The sequence below is a fragment of the Sediminibacterium ginsengisoli genome, from assembly GCF_900167075.1.
In the GTDB taxonomy this organism is placed as follows: Bacteria; Bacteroidota; Bacteroidia; order Chitinophagales; family Chitinophagaceae; genus Sediminibacterium; species Sediminibacterium ginsengisoli.
Genome location: NZ_FUWH01000001.1, coordinates 633,669 through 650,251 on the forward strand (window position 1 = coordinate 633,669; position 16,583 = coordinate 650,251).

General features: G+C 46.9%; 14 protein-coding genes. 11 read left to right on the forward strand and 3 right to left on the reverse strand.

What is annotated here, in order from left to right:
* Positions 1 to 1,188 carry a M20 metallopeptidase family protein gene (locus B5D42_RS02875; RefSeq protein WP_078829912.1) on the forward strand — a complete coding sequence of 396 codons (1,188 nt, stop codon included), beginning with the start codon at positions 1 to 3 and terminating at the stop codon, positions 1,186 to 1,188.
* Here B5D42_RS02875 and B5D42_RS02880 read toward each other — a convergent pair.
* From B5D42_RS02880 to B5D42_RS02890, 3 genes are all read right to left on the reverse strand, one after another.
* On the reverse strand, positions 1,178 to 3,856 hold the full coding sequence (locus tag B5D42_RS02880; RefSeq protein ID WP_078829913.1) for a TonB-dependent receptor: 2,679 nt from the start codon (positions 3,854 to 3,856) through the stop codon (positions 1,178 to 1,180). The two genes, B5D42_RS02875 and B5D42_RS02880, sit on opposite strands and share 11 nt — an antisense overlap.
* 89 nt (positions 3,857 to 3,945) lie before the next feature.
* Positions 3,946 to 4,770, reverse strand: coding sequence for a GLPGLI family protein (locus B5D42_RS02885; RefSeq protein ID WP_217698766.1), 825 nt, complete (start codon positions 4,768 to 4,770; stop codon positions 3,946 to 3,948).
* A gap of 95 nt (positions 4,771 to 4,865) precedes the next feature.
* Entirely contained in the window at positions 4,866 to 5,207 is a 342-nt protein-coding gene (locus B5D42_RS02890) for a hypothetical protein (RefSeq protein WP_078829915.1), read from the reverse strand.
* A gap of 231 nt (positions 5,208 to 5,438) precedes the next feature.
* Between B5D42_RS02890 and B5D42_RS02895 the strand changes: the two genes are divergently transcribed.
* The 10 genes from B5D42_RS02895 to B5D42_RS02940 all read left to right on the forward strand — a co-directional run bounded on the left by B5D42_RS02895 (position 5,439) and on the right by B5D42_RS02940 (position 16,577).
* Positions 5,439 to 6,116 (forward strand): response regulator transcription factor, encoded by a 678-nt coding sequence (locus B5D42_RS02895; protein WP_078829917.1) that lies wholly within the window; start codon positions 5,439 to 5,441, stop codon positions 6,114 to 6,116.
* Between the two features lie 170 nt (positions 6,117 to 6,286).
* Positions 6,287 to 8,635 (forward strand): NADP-dependent malic enzyme, encoded by a 2,349-nt coding sequence (locus B5D42_RS02900; protein ID WP_078829918.1) that lies wholly within the window; start codon positions 6,287 to 6,289, stop codon positions 8,633 to 8,635.
* 43 nt (positions 8,636 to 8,678) lie between these two features.
* Positions 8,679 to 9,416 (forward strand): MlaE family ABC transporter permease, encoded by a 738-nt coding sequence (locus B5D42_RS02905; protein ID WP_078829919.1) that lies wholly within the window; start codon positions 8,679 to 8,681, stop codon positions 9,414 to 9,416.
* Between the two features lie 170 nt (positions 9,417 to 9,586).
* Positions 9,587 to 10,084 carry a DUF4442 domain-containing protein gene (locus B5D42_RS02910; RefSeq protein WP_078829920.1) on the forward strand — a complete coding sequence of 166 codons (498 nt, stop codon included), beginning with the start codon at positions 9,587 to 9,589 and terminating at the stop codon, positions 10,082 to 10,084.
* A 47-nt stretch (positions 10,085 to 10,131) separates the two neighbouring features.
* Complete coding sequence (locus tag B5D42_RS02915) at positions 10,132 to 11,535, forward strand: MBL fold metallo-hydrolase RNA specificity domain-containing protein (protein WP_078829921.1); 1,404 nt, start codon at positions 10,132 to 10,134, stop codon at positions 11,533 to 11,535.
* Positions 11,536 to 11,577: 42 nt separating this feature from the next.
* The gene (locus B5D42_RS02920) at positions 11,578 to 12,441 is read left to right on the forward strand and encodes a hypothetical protein (protein ID WP_078829922.1); all 864 of its coding nucleotides are present in this window, start codon (positions 11,578 to 11,580) and stop codon (positions 12,439 to 12,441) included.
* Between the two features lie 8 nt (positions 12,442 to 12,449).
* Positions 12,450 to 13,592, forward strand: coding sequence for a galactokinase (galK, locus tag B5D42_RS02925; RefSeq protein WP_078829924.1), 1,143 nt, complete (start codon positions 12,450 to 12,452; stop codon positions 13,590 to 13,592).
* 21 nt (positions 13,593 to 13,613) lie between these two features.
* A complete protein-coding gene (locus B5D42_RS02930) occupies positions 13,614 to 13,943 on the forward strand; it encodes an L-rhamnose mutarotase (RefSeq protein WP_078829925.1) in 330 nt (109 codons plus the stop codon).
* 3 nt (positions 13,944 to 13,946) lie between these two features.
* Positions 13,947 to 14,771, forward strand: coding sequence for an amidohydrolase family protein (locus tag B5D42_RS02935; protein ID WP_245825531.1), 825 nt, complete (start codon positions 13,947 to 13,949; stop codon positions 14,769 to 14,771).
* A 27-nt stretch (positions 14,772 to 14,798) separates the two neighbouring features.
* Positions 14,799 to 16,577: a MutS-related protein gene (locus B5D42_RS02940; protein WP_078829927.1), complete on the forward strand. Its 1,779-nt coding sequence runs from the start codon at positions 14,799 to 14,801 to the stop codon at positions 16,575 to 16,577.
* Positions 16,578 to 16,583 lie beyond the last annotated feature (6 nt).

The window sequence follows — 16,583 nt, forward strand, 5'->3', positions numbered from 1 at the left end:
ATGCTTGAGCAAAAGATAAAAGAACTGGCAGCCAGATATGCAGACGAGTTCATCGCCGTAAGGCACCGGCTGCATGCCAATCCCGAGCTGAGTTACCAGGAGTTTGAAACGAGCCGTTATATACAATCGATGCTGACCTCGTTCGGTATTCCTTTTGAAGTGAAAGCAACTACCGGTGTGCTTGGTATGATCAGGGGAAAGAATCCCGACAGCCGTGTGATAGCTTTGCGTGCCGATATGGATGCACTGCCGATACAGGAAGAGAATGAAGTGGATTACCGTTCGGTGAATGATGGAGTGATGCACGCCTGTGGCCATGATGTACATACAACCATCCTGCTCGGTGCCGCAAAACTGCTCAATGAGCTGAAAGACGAATGGGAAGGAACGGTGAAACTGATCTTCCAGCCGGGCGAGGAAAGAAATCCGGGCGGCGCAAGCTATATGATCAAAGAGGGTGTGCTGGAAAATCCCAAGCCGCAGGGGATCATCGGCCTGCATGTACATCCCGGTCTCGATTACGGCAAGCTTAGTTTCCGAAGTGGAAGGGTAATGGCAAGTGCCGATGAATTATATATTACCATCAAAGGGAAAGGCGGGCATGCGGCAGCGCCGAACCTTACGGCAGATACTGTTCTTATTGCCTCGCACCTGATCGTAAGTCTTCAGCAGATCATCTCCCGGAATAAAAATCCTTTATCGCCATCTGTCTTGTCGATCTGTTCCATCCAGGGCGGACATACCACGAATGTGATCCCGAGTGAAGTAAAGCTCATGGGAACTTTCAGAGCTATGGACGAAGAATGGCGTTTCAAAGCGCATGAGTTGATCCGCAAACAGGCAACAGGCCTTGTGGAAGCTATGGGCGCAGAAATAGACCTGCATATCGATGTTGGCTATCCTACAGTAGATAACGACCCTGTATTCAATGCCAAAGCCTGGAAACTGGCCGAAGTGTATATGGGAAGCGAACATGTGGAAGAAACGGAGATCCGCATGGGTGCTGAAGATTTCGGCTATTACACACAGGTGATCCCCGGCTGCTTCTATCGCTTAGGTGTAAGGAATGCAGAGGAAGGAATCATCCACAACGTACATACACCACGTTTCAATATTGATGAACGTGCCATAGAGACAGGCATCGGCATGATGGCCTGGCTGGGCGCAGCCGTTGATGCTAAAAGTTGAAAACAGCTTTCAGCATGAATACACGTGGCCTGATGGCATAATTGCTTTCGCTGAGATTATTGGCAGTAAGGTTTATTACCGTGTAATTACGCACATCGGTAATATTCAGTATGGAAAAGAACAGGTCTGTTCTGATCCCGGTTAACTTATACTGCAATGATGCATCCGCGAAGAAATTACGGATGGTATTTAACTGCGCCTGTTTTGTATAATAATGTTCAGCCGTAAACTTTAATAAGACTGTATTGCCCGGGATGATATTGATCTCGCCGGCCTGGTTCACCTGTTTCGATGAACGAGCCCCGGTATTGCTGTTGAGCTGCTTACTCCTGGTTTCCGTATAACTGATGTTGTAGGAAGTATTCAGCCAGCGGTTGAATTTTGTTTTTAATGAAAGACCGAAGCTGGTGGTTCCATTGTTGTATTGCAGATAGTTATTGTTCTGCAGCTGGTTCCATTCGCTTGTTCGCCAGGATGCTTTTAATGAGGCTGTTGTCTGCAGCGGGAAGAGATATTTGCTGATATTACCTTGTAACAGCAGGCTGTTAAGATTGTTGGCACCGGGAATAGTGCTGACCTTTTGAAGATTATCGAAGAAAACAGTGCTTGATAAAGTGTTGTTCTCCGTTTTACTGTAAGCTGCCAGCAAGCTCGCGAATAATAACTTTGTTGTTTTTTTGAAATTGAACGACACTCCTGCATAGTGCGTGGCCGATAAAGTATAAGGAACGAGATTGTTCATGAGCACACGGTAATTTTTCAGGATATACCCTGGATAGATCGTTTCCATTGTGCCAGGTGTATTGGTTCGCCTGTAGATAACGGTAAGGTCATGTTCGCGTCCTGTTGCATACCGGAACTTAACAGCAGGCGTGAAGAAATAACGGAAGAATCGCTCATCCGTCTGTAATGAATCATCCCTGAAGCGAATGCTTGTTGCATTAACAGGAAAAGACAATGAGAGCTGTGTTCTGCCGGATATCCAGTCGTAGTCTGCCTGTGCATATAACTTAAGGAACCGGAAATGCAAATGATTGGCAAATGAGTCCGCCAGCACTTGCTCGGAAAGATCCTGTTGTTGTGTAACGATATTGCTCCGCAACTCCTGCCGTTTTGTTGTGAGCCCAACTTTATAGGCCTGTAAAAGATGAAGACCCGGTATACGCAAAACAGCGCTGGTAGTTGTAAAGAAAGAAGGCGCTTTTACAAGCTGTGATAATTGAAGATACGGCTGGTTATTGTTGAATACAGTTTCATTTGTGCCGGGTAGTGCATGCAGTTGTTCAGGATTATTGGTATACTGCTGATAAGCATACAGTTCAAGGATGCGGTTAAGCCTGAATGGCCTTATGATGCTGAACTCATTGGAAATATTGGTTGTTTTCTGCAAAAGTTGCTGCGACTGCATATTGCCGTTGATCACTATAAACGCATTACCCGGATCCGAGCCTGCTTCCGCAACGGTATTGTTGTTCAGGTAAAAGCTTTTGCTGTTCCTGTTCACATTGAATTGTGCCCTGAAGTTGCGTGTGGTAAAACGTGCTTCCTGCCGCTCAGTATAATTTACCGTATCTCCAGGCAGGTAAAAACGGGTAGATCCATTATAATAACGATGCTGGATATCCGACAGGTAGAACAGGTTCAGCTTCAGCTGCAGCTCATCACGGGTTTTGAAAAGGTTATTGAAATTGAGCAGGTTCGCATTATTGAGCAGGTATCTTTGTTTGTTTATATTAGGGCTGCCGGACGTAGTCATCCCCAGGTAAGAATCCGTTGCAGACCTGTCCTGCTGGCCCATCAGATCGCCCTGGTTATGACTTACGATATCATCACGCAGGTCTGCACCATTATTGTTTGACCGGAATGCATTGATGGCTTTATAATTTTTCCTGAACATCATCAGGTTAAGGGTAATATCACGGACATCTTTAATGCCGCCACCTGCTTCTGCCATTCCCATCAGTTTAAGTCTTGCCTTGTCTTTCAGACTTACATTCAATGCTACTTTATCTGTGAGCACGGCATTCTGCAATGCTTTTACGGACTGATGATTTTCGAGCACCTGTATTTTGTCTACCATATCTGCGGCGATGGAATTAGTAGCAATATTGTACCTGTCGTCAAGGAGGTTGTCGCCATCGATATAGAAATTGGAAATTGCTTTGCCATTGTAAGTGATCTTTCCGTTGCCATCCACTTCAATGCCGGGCATCCGTTTCAATACATCGCCGATAGAGCGGTCCTGGCGCTGAACAAAAGAATCTACTGTGTAACTCAGCGTGTCGTTCCTGAACCGTGCAAAAGGGGCATTGTTTTTTACGGTTACGGTAGGGAGCTGTGAAGATGATGCGGCCAAAACAAAATCTGTTGTTTCACCGGCCGCGGACACCTTTTTTTGCTGCTTCTCGTAGCCGATAGCAACAACTTCCAGCCGGAGACTGTCGGCCGGCGTTGCATGGGTAATCCGGATCCTGTAGTTCCCGTTTGCATCGCTCACGGAAAATGCTGAAATGATACCGGATGATCCTTTGTGCAGTGTAATATTAGCCGCAGCTACTGGTTTCCCCTCTGTTGTTCTGACCTGCCCGCTGAAAACAAGTTGTGCAGACAGTTTGCCGGCCAGGCAACATAAAAACAGCAGCAGGTAGATTTTACCGGTCGGCCTCATAGGCAGATAACTTAAAACAGCTATAACCGCATGCAAGCAGCTATACGTTATACCTGTTTATGGAAGATAAGAAAAAATAATATGTTCTGCTAGGGCAACTCTACAGGGTTATTGACCGTATTCACGGGACCGCCGCCTGCCGGTCTTGCGCCGGGAGTTGCACCTCTCATTGAAATAAGTGCACCATTCCCATTACCGGAAAGAAAAGCTTCCGGGTTTTTGTTGATGGCATCCACCAGCCTGGTATATTCGGCGCGTGTGGTAGGAATGATATCTGTTGGCAGTTCTACTGACCTGTTGCTGGCGGTTAATGGCTGGAATCCGGCAAATTTGAAATTCACCTGTTTTTTAAGATCTGAAGCTTCCACGATCAGGCCGGGCAGACCCTGCAGTTTCCACGGACCGTTATTGAAAGGGATACCCGGAGCAAACCAGGCTTCGTAAGTTCGGCCCTTGCATACGCCTGTTGCTTTCTGACAATCGATCCCCATTATTTTCTTTGTTTCATTGGAAATATTCCAGTCTATGACCGGCATTTCATCTTCCATAAAATAATATTTCAGATGAAATTCTTTTGAATAGAGTTTATTGGCACCGATGAACTTGTATAATACAGTAGCTGTGGTAGGTTTTTTACCTGCCGACGATAACCTGATAATACCTCCGGCCTTACGTACGGAATCGATCATGGCAAGGTCAACCGAATCGCGGTATGCCTTGTCATAGCTTTCATAAAGCCCGGCTGTTTTACCCAGCCGTAAGATCATATTTTCTTCATAAAAAACGCCAGGATTGGCGGTATCACGCATGTGTGAGAAATGATACATTGCCTGGGCGATCACGGGCTCTTTCTGCTGCGCGGATAAAGATAAGCCAGCCAGCAGGATCAGGGCGGAGAATACTGTTTTTTTCATCAGAGACATTGGATACTTCTTTTCAGGAATAAATAAATGTAAGAAAAGGCCTGCAGAGATAAGACCGCAGGCCTTTTATAAAAAAGGAAATTGGATTAACAGGCTTCTACCAGCACTTCAGTAACCCATGGGTACTGCTGGCATACTTGCTCAAGAGCAGCCTGGATAGCCATCAGCTGAGAACCTGAGCAGTTAGCGAAATCGGCGCCATTGCCCACCCATGTGCCGCATGAGGTCTGGAATTCGATAGGGTAACTCATCGCAAGCGCAGTTGCTTTGCTGAACTTGACAGTTGTGCCGGCCAGAGATTTGATGTCCTGAACTTTTGTTTTTATTTCAGTAACACCTGCTTTGGTTGCTGGTTCGCTGGAAGTTGCTGCAAAAAGACCTGAAGAAATGAATAAAGTCAGCGCGAGGAGAAAAGATAATTTTTTCATTGTTTGGTTTTTTAAAGGAACAGTTCATGTGCACTCTTTTTACGGGTTCGTATCATCTCCCGTTTCAACGGCCATTGAAAGTCAAAATTTTGATATTTAATATTAGAATAAATCAACAGGTTCCGCAATTGGTGATACCACTACAATTTGGCGGCAGGTAGCCATATATTTCAAAAAAAATAATAACTTCATCCTGTCTATACATCAGATCACAGGCCTATTCCGGATATTATGGTAGCTATTGCACTTGTAGAAGATCATCTTACTTACCATTCAGTGCTGACGGATTTTTTCCGCGGCAGTGATCAATACAGCCTGGATATTATTGCACAGAACGGCCATGATTTTATTAAAAAACTGCAGGATAAGAGAACCATTCCTTCTGTTGTACTGGTAGATATCCGTATGCCTGTAATGGATGGAATCGCGCTTACCCATTTTCTCCGCATCTTATACCCGGACATGAAAGTGATCGGGATCTCTGGTTTTATTGAAAATGATGTGGTTAAAAACCTGTTCAGCAGCGGTGCATCAGGTTATATCATGAAAGCCCGGCCCGATATGGTGCTGAACAAAGCGCTGGATACCGTAATGGCAGGAGGTATCTATGTAGACGAACGTATGGCAGACGACCTGCTGATCGATCTTGCCATAGACCACGACACAGAACCCCGTCGTTTCTATAAACAATTCGGCCTTACCGACCGGGAAATCACCTTCATTATGCTCAATGCAACTTCCCTTACCTATGAGCAGATTGCCGAAACCATGTTTGTAGAACCGAAGACCGTTCAGACCTATTTCGACAGGGTATCGAAAAAGCTGCACGTGAACAGCCGCCAGGGGCTTACCCTGTTTTCGCTGCAAAACGGTCTGGCCCGGCTTGCCAACTACCCGATGCAGCATTAAATTCCGGCATCTTTTTAAGAAATTGTATCTTGCAGCCCGATCCCGGCCGGTTCATAAAAGGGCTATAATCACCTTTTTAGCGTAACCTGTCCGCGGAATGGTACAGGAACCCTGGGCAATGGCGAGGCCGGTATGGTTATACGGATCCTGTGCATCATAAAACTCAACGCATGGCTAAACATAACGATCTCAGAAAAGAACAGGCACTGGAATATCATGCCAACGGACGTCCCGGTAAAATTGAAGTAGTTCCCACCAAAGAATCAAAAACCCAGCGGGATCTTTCGCTGGCGTACAGTCCGGGTGTGGCAGAACCCTGTAAGGAGATCGCAAAGAATACCGAAGATGTTTATAAATACACAGCCAAGGGGAACCTGGTAGCGGTGATCAGTAACGGAACAGCAGTGCTGGGCCTCGGTGATATCGGTCCGGAAGCCAGCAAGCCGGTGATGGAAGGCAAGGGTGTACTCTTCAAGATATTTGCGGATATCGATGTGTTCGATATAGAGATCAACGAAAAAGACCCCGAGAAATTTGTACAGATCGTAAAAGCACTGGAGCCTACATTCGGTGGTATTAACCTGGAAGATATCAAAGCACCGGAATGTTTTTACATAGAGCAGGAGCTCAAAAAGCAGATGAAGATCCCGGTGATGCACGATGACCAGCACGGAACGGCTATCATCAGCGGTGCGGCTTTGCTGAATGCACTGGAACTGCAGAAGAAAAAGATTGATAAAGTGAAGTTCGTGATCAATGGCGCTGGCGCTGCCGCTATGGCCTGTGTGGAACTGTATGCAGGACTGGGCGCGAAGTACGAGAATTTCACCATGTTCGATATTGCCGGCGTATTACACAAAGGACGCACAGACCTGAACGAGGTAAAGAGCAAATATGCGGTGGATGAAAAGAAAAAGAATATCACACTTGAAACAGCGCTGAAAGATGCAGATGTGTTTGTAGGACTCAGTGTGGGCAATGTGATCACTCCCGAAATGGTGAAAAGCATGGCGAGAAACCCCATTGTTTTTGCCATGGCCAATCCAGACCCCGAGATCACATATGAAGCGGCAACAGCGGTACGGAAAGATATTATCATGGCTACGGGCCGGACGGATTATCCCAACCAGGTAAACAATGTACTCGGCTTCCCGTACATTTTCCGCGGTGCGTTAGATGTAAGGGCAACACAGATCAATGAAGCGATGAAACTGGCAGCTGTAAAAGCGCTGGCAGGACTTGCCAAGAAACCGGTGCCGGATATCGTGAACATGGCTTATAACCAAAGTCATATGTCGTTCGGTCCGGAATACATCATTCCGAAACCGGTAGATCCGCGCCTGCTGGCAACAGTGGCGCCTGCGGTAGCCAAAGCTGCGGAAGAGAGTGGCGTTGCACAGAAAAGAATTGAAAACTGGGATGCATACGTGCTGGAACTGAACAAACGTCTTGGCCTCGATAACCAGCTGATCCGTGTGATCGGTAACAAAGCGCGCAAGGATCCGAAACGTCTTGTATTTGCTGAAGCGGATAACCAGAAGATCCTGAAAGCGGCGAGTATTGCATACGACGAAGGAATTGCCTACCCGATCCTGCTGGGTAACCCGGATCGTATAAAGAAGATCGCAGAGAAACATGATATAGACCTGACCGATCTGCCGATCATCGATCCGCGCAGCGATGAGATGGAAGAGAAGCGGGAAGAGTACGCAGAGCTGTTCTTTAAAAAACGCCAGCGTAAAGGGTTCAATAAATACGAGAGCCTGAAGATCATGAAAGACCGCAACCACTTCGGTTGTATGATGGTGGAAATGGGCGATGCCGATGCTATGCTTTCCGGCCTCACCAAAAATTATGCTGAAGCCATCAGGCCGGCACTGCAGATCATCGGAACCGAAGAAGATGTGAAGAAGATTGCCGGGATGTACCTCCTGCTTACCAAGAAAGGCCCGCTTTTCCTGGCCGATACAACAGTCAATTTCAATCCTACTGCACAGGAACTTGCCGATATCACCATGATGGTGGCTAAAGAAGTAAGGAATTTCAACCTGGTGCCGCGTATAGCCATGCTCAGCTACAGCAATTTCGGAAGCAGTGATTCTCCGGAAGCACGTCTCGTAGCTGAAGCAACACGCATTCTCAAGAAAACAGATCCCACGCTGATCGTGGATGGTGAAATGCAGGGAAGCCTGGCATTCAACAAAGAAATACTGAGAGATAATTATCCTTTCAGCGAACTGGTTAACGAGGAGGTGAATGTGCTTATCTTCCCCAATCTTACAGCCGGTAACGTAACCTATAACCTGCTGAAAGAAGTGGGTGGCGCAGATGCGATTGGTCCGATCCTGCTCGGTATGAAAAAGCCGGTACACGTATTGCAGCTGGGAAGTACAGTGCGCAGCATTGTGAACATGGTAACCGTATCGGTAGTGGATGCGCAGCTGAAATGCAAAAGCAATGTACGCGATGTGGCAGAACAGACACATTGGTGGAGACGCTTAAAGAAAAAGAAAAAATAAATGATCTCCTTTAAGGAGGCACTTCATTATTAATCGAATCAAGATGTCTTTTTTCACACATTTAGGTACTTATCTGTTAATGCTGAAAGGCATGTTCACCAAGCCGGAGAACTGGCGCATGTACTGGAAAGAACTGATGCACCAGTCTGTGGAGATCGGCGTTGGCGCTTTGCCTATCGTGGTGATCATTTCATTGTTCCTCGGTGCGGTTACCACCGTACAGACAGCTTACCAGCTGGTGAGCCCGCTGGTGCCCCTTGCCACGATCGCACAGATCGTGCGCGACAGTATGATCCTCGAACTCTCGCCTACGGTACTGAGTATTGTACTGGCAGGTGTGGTAGGAAGCAAGATTGCCAGTGAGCTGGGAAATATGCGCGTAAGTGAGCAGATCGATGCACTGGAGATCATGGGCATCAACACCAAAAGTTACCTCGTAATGCCAAAGATCCTGGCCGCGCTGATCGTGATCCCCTGCCTCATCACTATTTCCGCAGTGCTTGGTATCTGGGGCGGCAGAACTGCCGGTAATATGGCAGGTATACTTGCACCGGATATTTTCGATGTGGGACTGCGCCAGAACCTCAATCTTTATAACATCAATTTCGCATTATACAAATCCTACACATTCGCTTTCATCATCAGCAGCGTTTCTGCCTACTACGGCTATAATGTAAAAGGCGGAGCCCTGGAGATTGGCCGCGCCAGTACCAGTGCAGTGGTGGTAAGCTGTATCCTGATCCTGCTTGCCGACTATGGACTCGCAGCACTGCTGTTGTAAGAGCGATTACATTAAAAAAATGCCGGTTGCTTATTGTATCGCCGGGACTTGCTACATTTAGGTGATAAAAGCAGGCCGTAAGAACAGGTAAGATCGTGTATTGCCATAAGCTCATTTGCTTTATCATTCCTTATGACCTGCTACCGGTAAAAGATAAAAGGTAAGCAGTCATGAATCCAGCATTTCAATCATTTCAGAAACTGGTATCGCATCCGGTGAAGTTCAGGCTTTTTCTCCTGCAGCGGCTGCCTGCTGCTTTTTTTGCAGGACTGCGCCTGCGGCACTTCGATGAAAAGCATACAGTAGTTACTGTAAAGTATAAATGGTTCAATCAGAATCCTTTTAAATCCATGTATTTTGCTGTGCAGTCGATGGCTGCGGAAATGAGCACAGGATTGCCCGCTTTTGCGCAGGTATACAAACGCAATCCGGCCGTGAGCATGCTGGTGGTAAGTGTGGAGAGCCATTATTATAAAAAGGTGACAGGCCTGGTCTGCTTCAGCTGTGACGATGGCCCGGCACTTGCGGAAACTGTACAGCGAACCATCGATACCGGTGAAGCAGTGACTATCACCTGCAATTCAACCGGCAGAAATGAAGCGGGAGAAGTAGTAGCGGAATTCCGGATCACATGGAGTTTCAAGGCAAAGGGTAAGAGAACGGAATAATAAATAAAAGTCCGGACACAGGAAGAGCCGGAGAAAGGAGATACCATATGAAAATAGCATTTCACGGAGCGGCGAGAACCGTAACCGGCTCCAAGCACCTCATCACTTTAAAGAACGGAATAAAAATCCTGCTCGATTGCGGCATGTTCCAGGGAATGGGAAAAGACACGCTGACGTTGAACAGCAGCTTTGGCTTCGATCCGATGTCGGTAGATTTTCTTGTATTGTCGCACGCGCACATCGATCATTCCGGGTTAATTCCAAAACTGGTAAAAGATGGTTTCCAGGGAAAAATATTTGCCACGCCAGCAACAAAGGAACTGGCCGAAATCTTACTCGAAGATTCTGCTACCATACAGAGAGACGATACCCGCTTCATCAACAAAAGGCGCGCGAAACAAGGACTTCCGCCTTATGAACCATTATACGATCTTGAAGACGCAGCCGATGCAAGTGCCTTATTTGAACCCGTGCATTACGGTGAATGGAAAACCATTACACCTGGTGTGGAACTGTTGTATACAGATGCAGGACATATCATCGGCAGCGCAGCGGTTCACCTGCGGATCAAAGAAGACGGGAAAGAGACCAGCATTACTTTCAGCGGAGATGTGGGCCGGTATAATGATGTTATCCTTCGTTCCCCCGAAGTTTTTCCACAGGCAGATTACATCATCCTGGAAAGTACGTATGGCAACAAACTGCACGACGATGTAAAAGGCACGCCCGATACGCTGCTGCAATGGATCACACATACCTGCCTGGAAAAGAAAGGCAAACTGATCATTCCTGCATTCAGTGTGGGCCGCACACAGGAATTACTGTATGCGTTGAACCAGCTGGAACTGGAACACAGGCTGCCGGCTATTCCCATTTATGTAGATAGTCCGCTGAGCAGGGAAGCTACCGAGATGCTGAAAAAATACCCGCAATATTTCAACCGCCGCATCAGGAAAGTAATGGAGACAGATTCGGATCCGTTTGATTTCAAAGGCCTGAAATTCATTAAAACGGTAGACGAAAGCAAATACCTCAACGAACTGCCGCAGCCCTGTATTATCATTTCCGCAAGCGGGATGGCAGACGCAGGCCGCGTGAAGCATCATATCATGAACAATATCAGCGATCAGAAGAACACGATCCTGATGGTAGGTTATTGTGAACCGCATTCGCTTGGCGGAAGACTTATGAACGGTGAAAAAGTGGTGAAGATTTTCGGCGAATTTTATAACGTGGTGGCAGAAGTTGGACAAATGCGCAGCATGAGTGCACATGGCGATTACGATGATCTCTGTCAGTTCATTGCCTGCCAGCTGCCGGGCGAGGTGAAAACCTTATTCCTGGTACATGGTGAATACGATGTGCAGCAGGACTTCGCAAGCCGTCTGCGCCGCAAGGGTTTCAAAGAAGTGGTGATCCCGGCCATGCATGAAGAAGTAGAATTATTATGATGTGATCCAAACGTTCGAACCAGTAGATCCAAAAACAAAAACATGTACACCCGGAATACCAGTAAACAGATCATCCTGCTTTTCATCTGCCTGTTTCCCCTCTTGCTCTCAGCGCAGGAAATGCAATTCTGGCATGGCTTTCGTAAGGAATCCTTTAAGGTAGATACAACGCAGGCATATATCGTGATCCCCGAAAAACCATTGCCCGGTAATCCATGGTTATGGCGGTCTTATTCACCTGAGTTTCATGTTGAGATAGACAGTATACTAGTTACCAAAGGGTTCCACCTGGCATTCCTGAATGTGAACAGCAAGGAGTTATATGGTCAGCCGGCATTGATGACCATCTGGGATCAGTTTTATGACCTGCTTGTGAAACAGAGATCTTTTTCTCCTTGGCCAGCGCTGGAAGGAGCTGTACGTGGAAGCCTCTGCGAATTTGCATGGGCCAAGAAACATCCTGATCGCGTAAGCTGTATCTATTCAGAAAACCCGGTAAGTGAGATCCGCAGCTGGCCCGGCGGAAGCCTGAAAGATGCTGCCATGAAAGGAACAGGCAATGCAGATAACTGGAAACAATTGCTGAAAGCATATGGTTTTACGGAAGAACAGGCGCTCGCATATAAAGACAACCCCAAAGACAACCTGGAGCAGCTGGCATTGCAAAGGGTGCCGCTGTACTTCACATTCGGACTGAAAGATGCTATGATGCCCATGGAGGAAAACGCACTGGTGATTGCGAATAATTATATAAAACTAGGCGGTCCGGTTACCATGTATCCCATGATCCTTGGGAAGCAGGAAGTAAATGGTCATCATGTTACCATCGAAAATCCGGAAACAATCGCAACCTTCATTGTGAACAGCTGGAAGGCAAAAAAGCAACAGTCGGAAAATCCTAAATAGAGATTGCCATGAAACAGCAATTGGAACAGCGTTACAGAACGCTTTACAATGAAGAACCACTCACCGTACGTTCGCCCGGTCGTATTAACCTGATCGGGGAGCATACCGATTATAACATGGGTTTTGTGATGCCTGCGGCTATAGATAAAGCAATTTATATCGCCATCGGTAAAAACAACGAAAACAAAATCAGGCTTTTTGCAGAAGATCTTGGCGAATCCTTCGCGGTTGATGCTGATCAGCTGACGCATACGGGCAACTGGCCGGATTATATCATGGGTGTTGTGTCTGAATTGCATAAAGCAGGGCACCATACCGGTGGCTTTAACGCTGTGATCGGCGGTGATATTCCGCAGGGAGCAGGTCTTTCTTCTTCTGCAGCATTATCCTGTGCTACAGCTTTTGCACTCGGACAGCTTTTTGAGCTTCCGGTATCATCAGTGGATATTGTTAAAACCGCACAGGCAGCCGAGAACAATTTCGTTGGCCTGCAATGCGGTATCATGGACCAGTTTGCAAGTGTGTTTGGCAAAAAAGATCACCTTATCAAACTCGATTGCCGTTCGCTCGAATATGAGTATATCCCTTTCGAACTGGGAGACTGGCAGGTACTGCTTTTTAACAGCAATGTGAAGCATACCCTTGCTTCTTCAGAATATAATACAAGACGTAAAGAATGTGAAGCCGGTATAGCGATCATACGTGAGAAATACCCGGAAGTGAACAGTCTCCGTGATGTTACCGTTGAAATGCTTTCCGAAATGCTGGCCGGCAAAAATGAACTGGTCTACAGGCGCTGCCTGTTTGTGGTGGAAGAGATCGCCAGAGTAAAAGCTGCTGCCGGATGCCTGAGGAATGGCGATATCGATGCCTTCGGAATACATATGTACAATGCGCATCACGGACTCAGCAAATTATATGAAGTGAGCTGTAAGGAACTTGATGTGCTGGTGGATCTTGTAAAAGGAAACCCTGCTGTAGCAGGAGCCAGGATGATGGGTGGCGGCTTTGGCGGCTGTACAATCAACCTGGTAAAAAAAGAAGCCGTTGAAAGCCTTGTAATTCAGGTGAGCAATGCCTATACTGAAACCTTTGGTATTGCACCCGAAGTGTATCGTGTGCAGGTGGAAGACGGAACTTCTGTTTGTTAAGATAAAACGTAAACTGCAAATATGAAAAGATATTGTCTCGCGCTTGACCTTGTGGATGATGCACAACTGATCAGGGAATACGAAGAATACCACCGTGAGGTATGGCCTGCTATTTTAAAAAGTATAAGTGATGCCGGTATTACGGATATGGAGATTTACCGTACCGGTAACCGCCTTTTTATGATCATGGATGCCGATGAAACCTTCAGCTTCGAACGTAAAGCTGCAATGGATGCATCAAATCCCGAAGTGGAAAAATGGGAGCAGCTGATGTGGAAGTACCAGCAGGCATTGCCACTCGCTGCACAGGGTGAGAAATGGATGCTGATGGACAGGATCTTCAAATTATAAGCTATGATGAAAATCGACGCACACCAGCATTTCTGGCAATACGATCCTGTACGCGACAGCTGGATAGACGATACCATGCAGGTGATACGGAGAGATTTCATGCCGGCAGATCTGCAGCCATTACTGGAGCAACACCAGCTGGATGGCTGCGTGGCTGTTCAGGCAGACCAGTCCGATGCAGAGAGTGCATTCCTGCTGAAGAATGCTGCATCCTATCCTTTCATTAAAGGCGTGGTAGGCTGGGTAGATCTTCGCGCTGCAGATATTGAAATGAAACTGTCTGCTTACAGTGTTCATGATAAAATGAAAGGCTTCCGCCATATCCTGCAGGCAGAACCGCAGGAGTTCATGCGGCAGCCTGCATTCCTTAATGGGATCTCCAAACTGAGCAGCTACAATTATACGTATGATGTGCTGATCTATGAACACCAGTTGCCTGCTGCATATGAACTTGTAAGGCAATTCCCCGATCAGCCATTTGTGATCGATCATATTGCCAAGCCAAAGATTGGTAAAGGCGATATGATCGCCTGGAAAAAACAAATACAGGCAATTGCTTCCTGCGATAATGTATATTGTAAAATATCAGGCATGGTTACCGAAGCAGATCATGATCTTGCATACGAAATATATCAGCCATATATGGAAACCGTAACGGAAGCTTTTGGCATCAAAAGAATCATGTACGGGTCTGACTGGCCGGTATGCCTGCTAGCTGCTTCTTATGCAGAAGCAATAGCCATTACAGAACAATATTTTTCTTCGTTCAGCAAAGATGAACAGGCGCTGTTTTACGGGGGAAATGCAGTTGCTTTTTATCAGTTATAAATAAAGCAATTTTAAAAGAAGGGGTTCATGAAAGATTCCGCAGAACAATTATACCGGCAACGTGAACAGGCATTTGAAAGCCAGGCAGCACAATACGTACAGCGCGGGCGCCTGCTCGCGACACTGCGGTTTGTTTTATTTACGCTGGCGGCCTATTGCCTGTACATGGCATTCAGTCTTCGTTTCACCGGAACCTGGTTGTGGTTTGCATTGGCATTGCTTATACTTTTCCTCTATTGCGTAGTGATCTCGGGAGATGTGAAAAAGAAGATTGCATTTCTGAAGCAGCTGGTAAAGATCAATCAGAATGAAATAATCGTATTGCAGCAGGGTGAATCCTTTCTTGATAACGGTAGTGTATTCGGTAAGCAGAAAGGCGCCGCTGCGGATCTTTCTGTGTTTGGTAAACATTCTCTCTACCACCGCCTCAACCGTGCTGCAGGTAAATCCGGAAAACAGGAGCTGGCCGCTTTACTGCAGCAGCCTCATACAGATCCCGCGGCGATCGCAGCTGCACAGGCATGTGTACAGGAGTTGGCGGCACTTACGGATTTCAGGCAGGAACTGCTGGCGGAAACATTGTTGCTGGATGAAAGCGAAGCTCATAACCAGTTCCAACAGCAGACAGATAAAGGTGATTATGATTTCCTCTTTGCCCCGCTGTGCCGCGCACTGGCAATCGGCTGGCCTGTGCTGGGGTTTGCTGCAATAGGAACTGCCATCTGGTATGAGAACCTGTTACCGGTAGCAGCCGTAACAATCTTTGGTTATATCGTACTGCTTTTTTTTCTGCGTAAGATCAACAGGCTGCACGCACAGGTTTCTAAAAGAAGTTATCTCTACGATCAGTATAGCAACTGTTTTAAACATATCAATGCACAGTCCTTTCAGCATCCGCACCTGCAGTCTTTGAAGGATGATACAACGGACGCAAAAAACGGGTTCGAACGTTTGTCGCGTATAACAGGATTATTCGATCTGCGTGTAAGCCTGCCCGGCCTTATCCTGAACGGCCTTTTCCTGCTCGACCTGCACAGCGCAGCCACCTACATGAAGTGGATCCGTAAATACCAGCACCGAACCGGTTTGTGGCTGAAAGCGCTCGGGGAAATGGAAATGCTGAATTCGATCGCGTCCTTTCATGTCAATCACCCCGATTTTATATTTCCTGCGATTGACAATGAAAAACTTTCCATCCGCGCAGAGAAACTGGGGCACCCGCTGATGCAACCGGGAACTGCAGTTGTAAATGACACTTCGATTGGAGTGGATGAAAAGCTGCTCCTGGTAACAGGTTCCAATATGTCCGGCAAAAGCACTTTTCTCCGCACGGTAGGACTGAATCTACTGCTGGCACAATGTGGTGCGCCGGTCTTCGCGGCAAGCTTTGTGTTCTCGCCCATGAAACTGCTCACATCCTTTCATCATATCGATTCCCTCGAAGAAAGCACTTCTTATTTTTATGCAGAACTCAAATCGTTGCAGTCGATCATGCAGGAACTTGAAACCGGTATCCCTGCACTGGTATTGCTGGATGAAGTGATGCGTGGTACAAACTCTGTAGACAAGCACGATGGCACGGCACTGCTGATACGGAAGCTATTGCAATACAACTGCCTTTCGCTGATTGCCACACATGATATAGAACTGGGTATACTTGCAGAAAGATCACCACGGGAGATCTCCAATTACTGCTTTGAAAGCGAACTGACAGCAAGCGGACTGCATTTTGATTTCATCATGCGGCCAGGTGTAGCGCAAAGCAGGAACGCTACTTATCTCATGCAGCAGATGGGCATCGTGTAATGTTGC

What these genes read in the sequence shown, in the direction of transcription:
- B5D42_RS02920 (WP_078829922.1), top strand. Translation starts at nt 11,578, where the DNA reads ATGTACACCCGGAATACCAGTAAACAGATCATCCTGCTTTTCATCTGC.
- B5D42_RS02930 (WP_078829925.1), top strand. Translation starts at nt 13,614, where the DNA reads ATGAAAAGATATTGTCTCGCGCTTGACCTTGTGGATGATGCACAACTG.
- B5D42_RS02880 (WP_078829913.1), bottom strand. Translation starts at nt 3,856, where the DNA reads ATGAGGCCGACCGGTAAAATCTACCTGCTGCTGTTTTTATGTTGCCTG.
- B5D42_RS02935 (WP_245825531.1), top strand. Translation starts at nt 13,947, where the DNA reads ATGATGAAAATCGACGCACACCAGCATTTCTGGCAATACGATCCTGTA.
- B5D42_RS02900 (WP_078829918.1), top strand. Translation starts at nt 6,287, where the DNA reads ATGGCTAAACATAACGATCTCAGAAAAGAACAGGCACTGGAATATCAT.
- B5D42_RS02905 (WP_078829919.1), top strand. Translation starts at nt 8,679, where the DNA reads ATGTCTTTTTTCACACATTTAGGTACTTATCTGTTAATGCTGAAAGGC.
- B5D42_RS02890 (WP_078829915.1), bottom strand. Translation starts at nt 5,207, where the DNA reads ATGAAAAAATTATCTTTTCTCCTCGCGCTGACTTTATTCATTTCTTCA.
- B5D42_RS02910 (WP_078829920.1), top strand. Translation starts at nt 9,587, where the DNA reads ATGAATCCAGCATTTCAATCATTTCAGAAACTGGTATCGCATCCGGTG.
- B5D42_RS02915 (WP_078829921.1), top strand. Translation starts at nt 10,132, where the DNA reads ATGAAAATAGCATTTCACGGAGCGGCGAGAACCGTAACCGGCTCCAAG.
- B5D42_RS02885 (WP_217698766.1), bottom strand. Translation starts at nt 4,770, where the DNA reads ATGAAAAAAACAGTATTCTCCGCCCTGATCCTGCTGGCTGGCTTATCT.
- galK (WP_078829924.1), top strand. Translation starts at nt 12,450, where the DNA reads ATGAAACAGCAATTGGAACAGCGTTACAGAACGCTTTACAATGAAGAA.
- B5D42_RS02940 (WP_078829927.1), top strand. Translation starts at nt 14,799, where the DNA reads ATGAAAGATTCCGCAGAACAATTATACCGGCAACGTGAACAGGCATTT.
- B5D42_RS02895 (WP_078829917.1), top strand. Translation starts at nt 5,439, where the DNA reads ATGGTAGCTATTGCACTTGTAGAAGATCATCTTACTTACCATTCAGTG.
- B5D42_RS02875 (WP_078829912.1), top strand. Translation starts at nt 1, where the DNA reads ATGCTTGAGCAAAAGATAAAAGAACTGGCAGCCAGATATGCAGACGAG.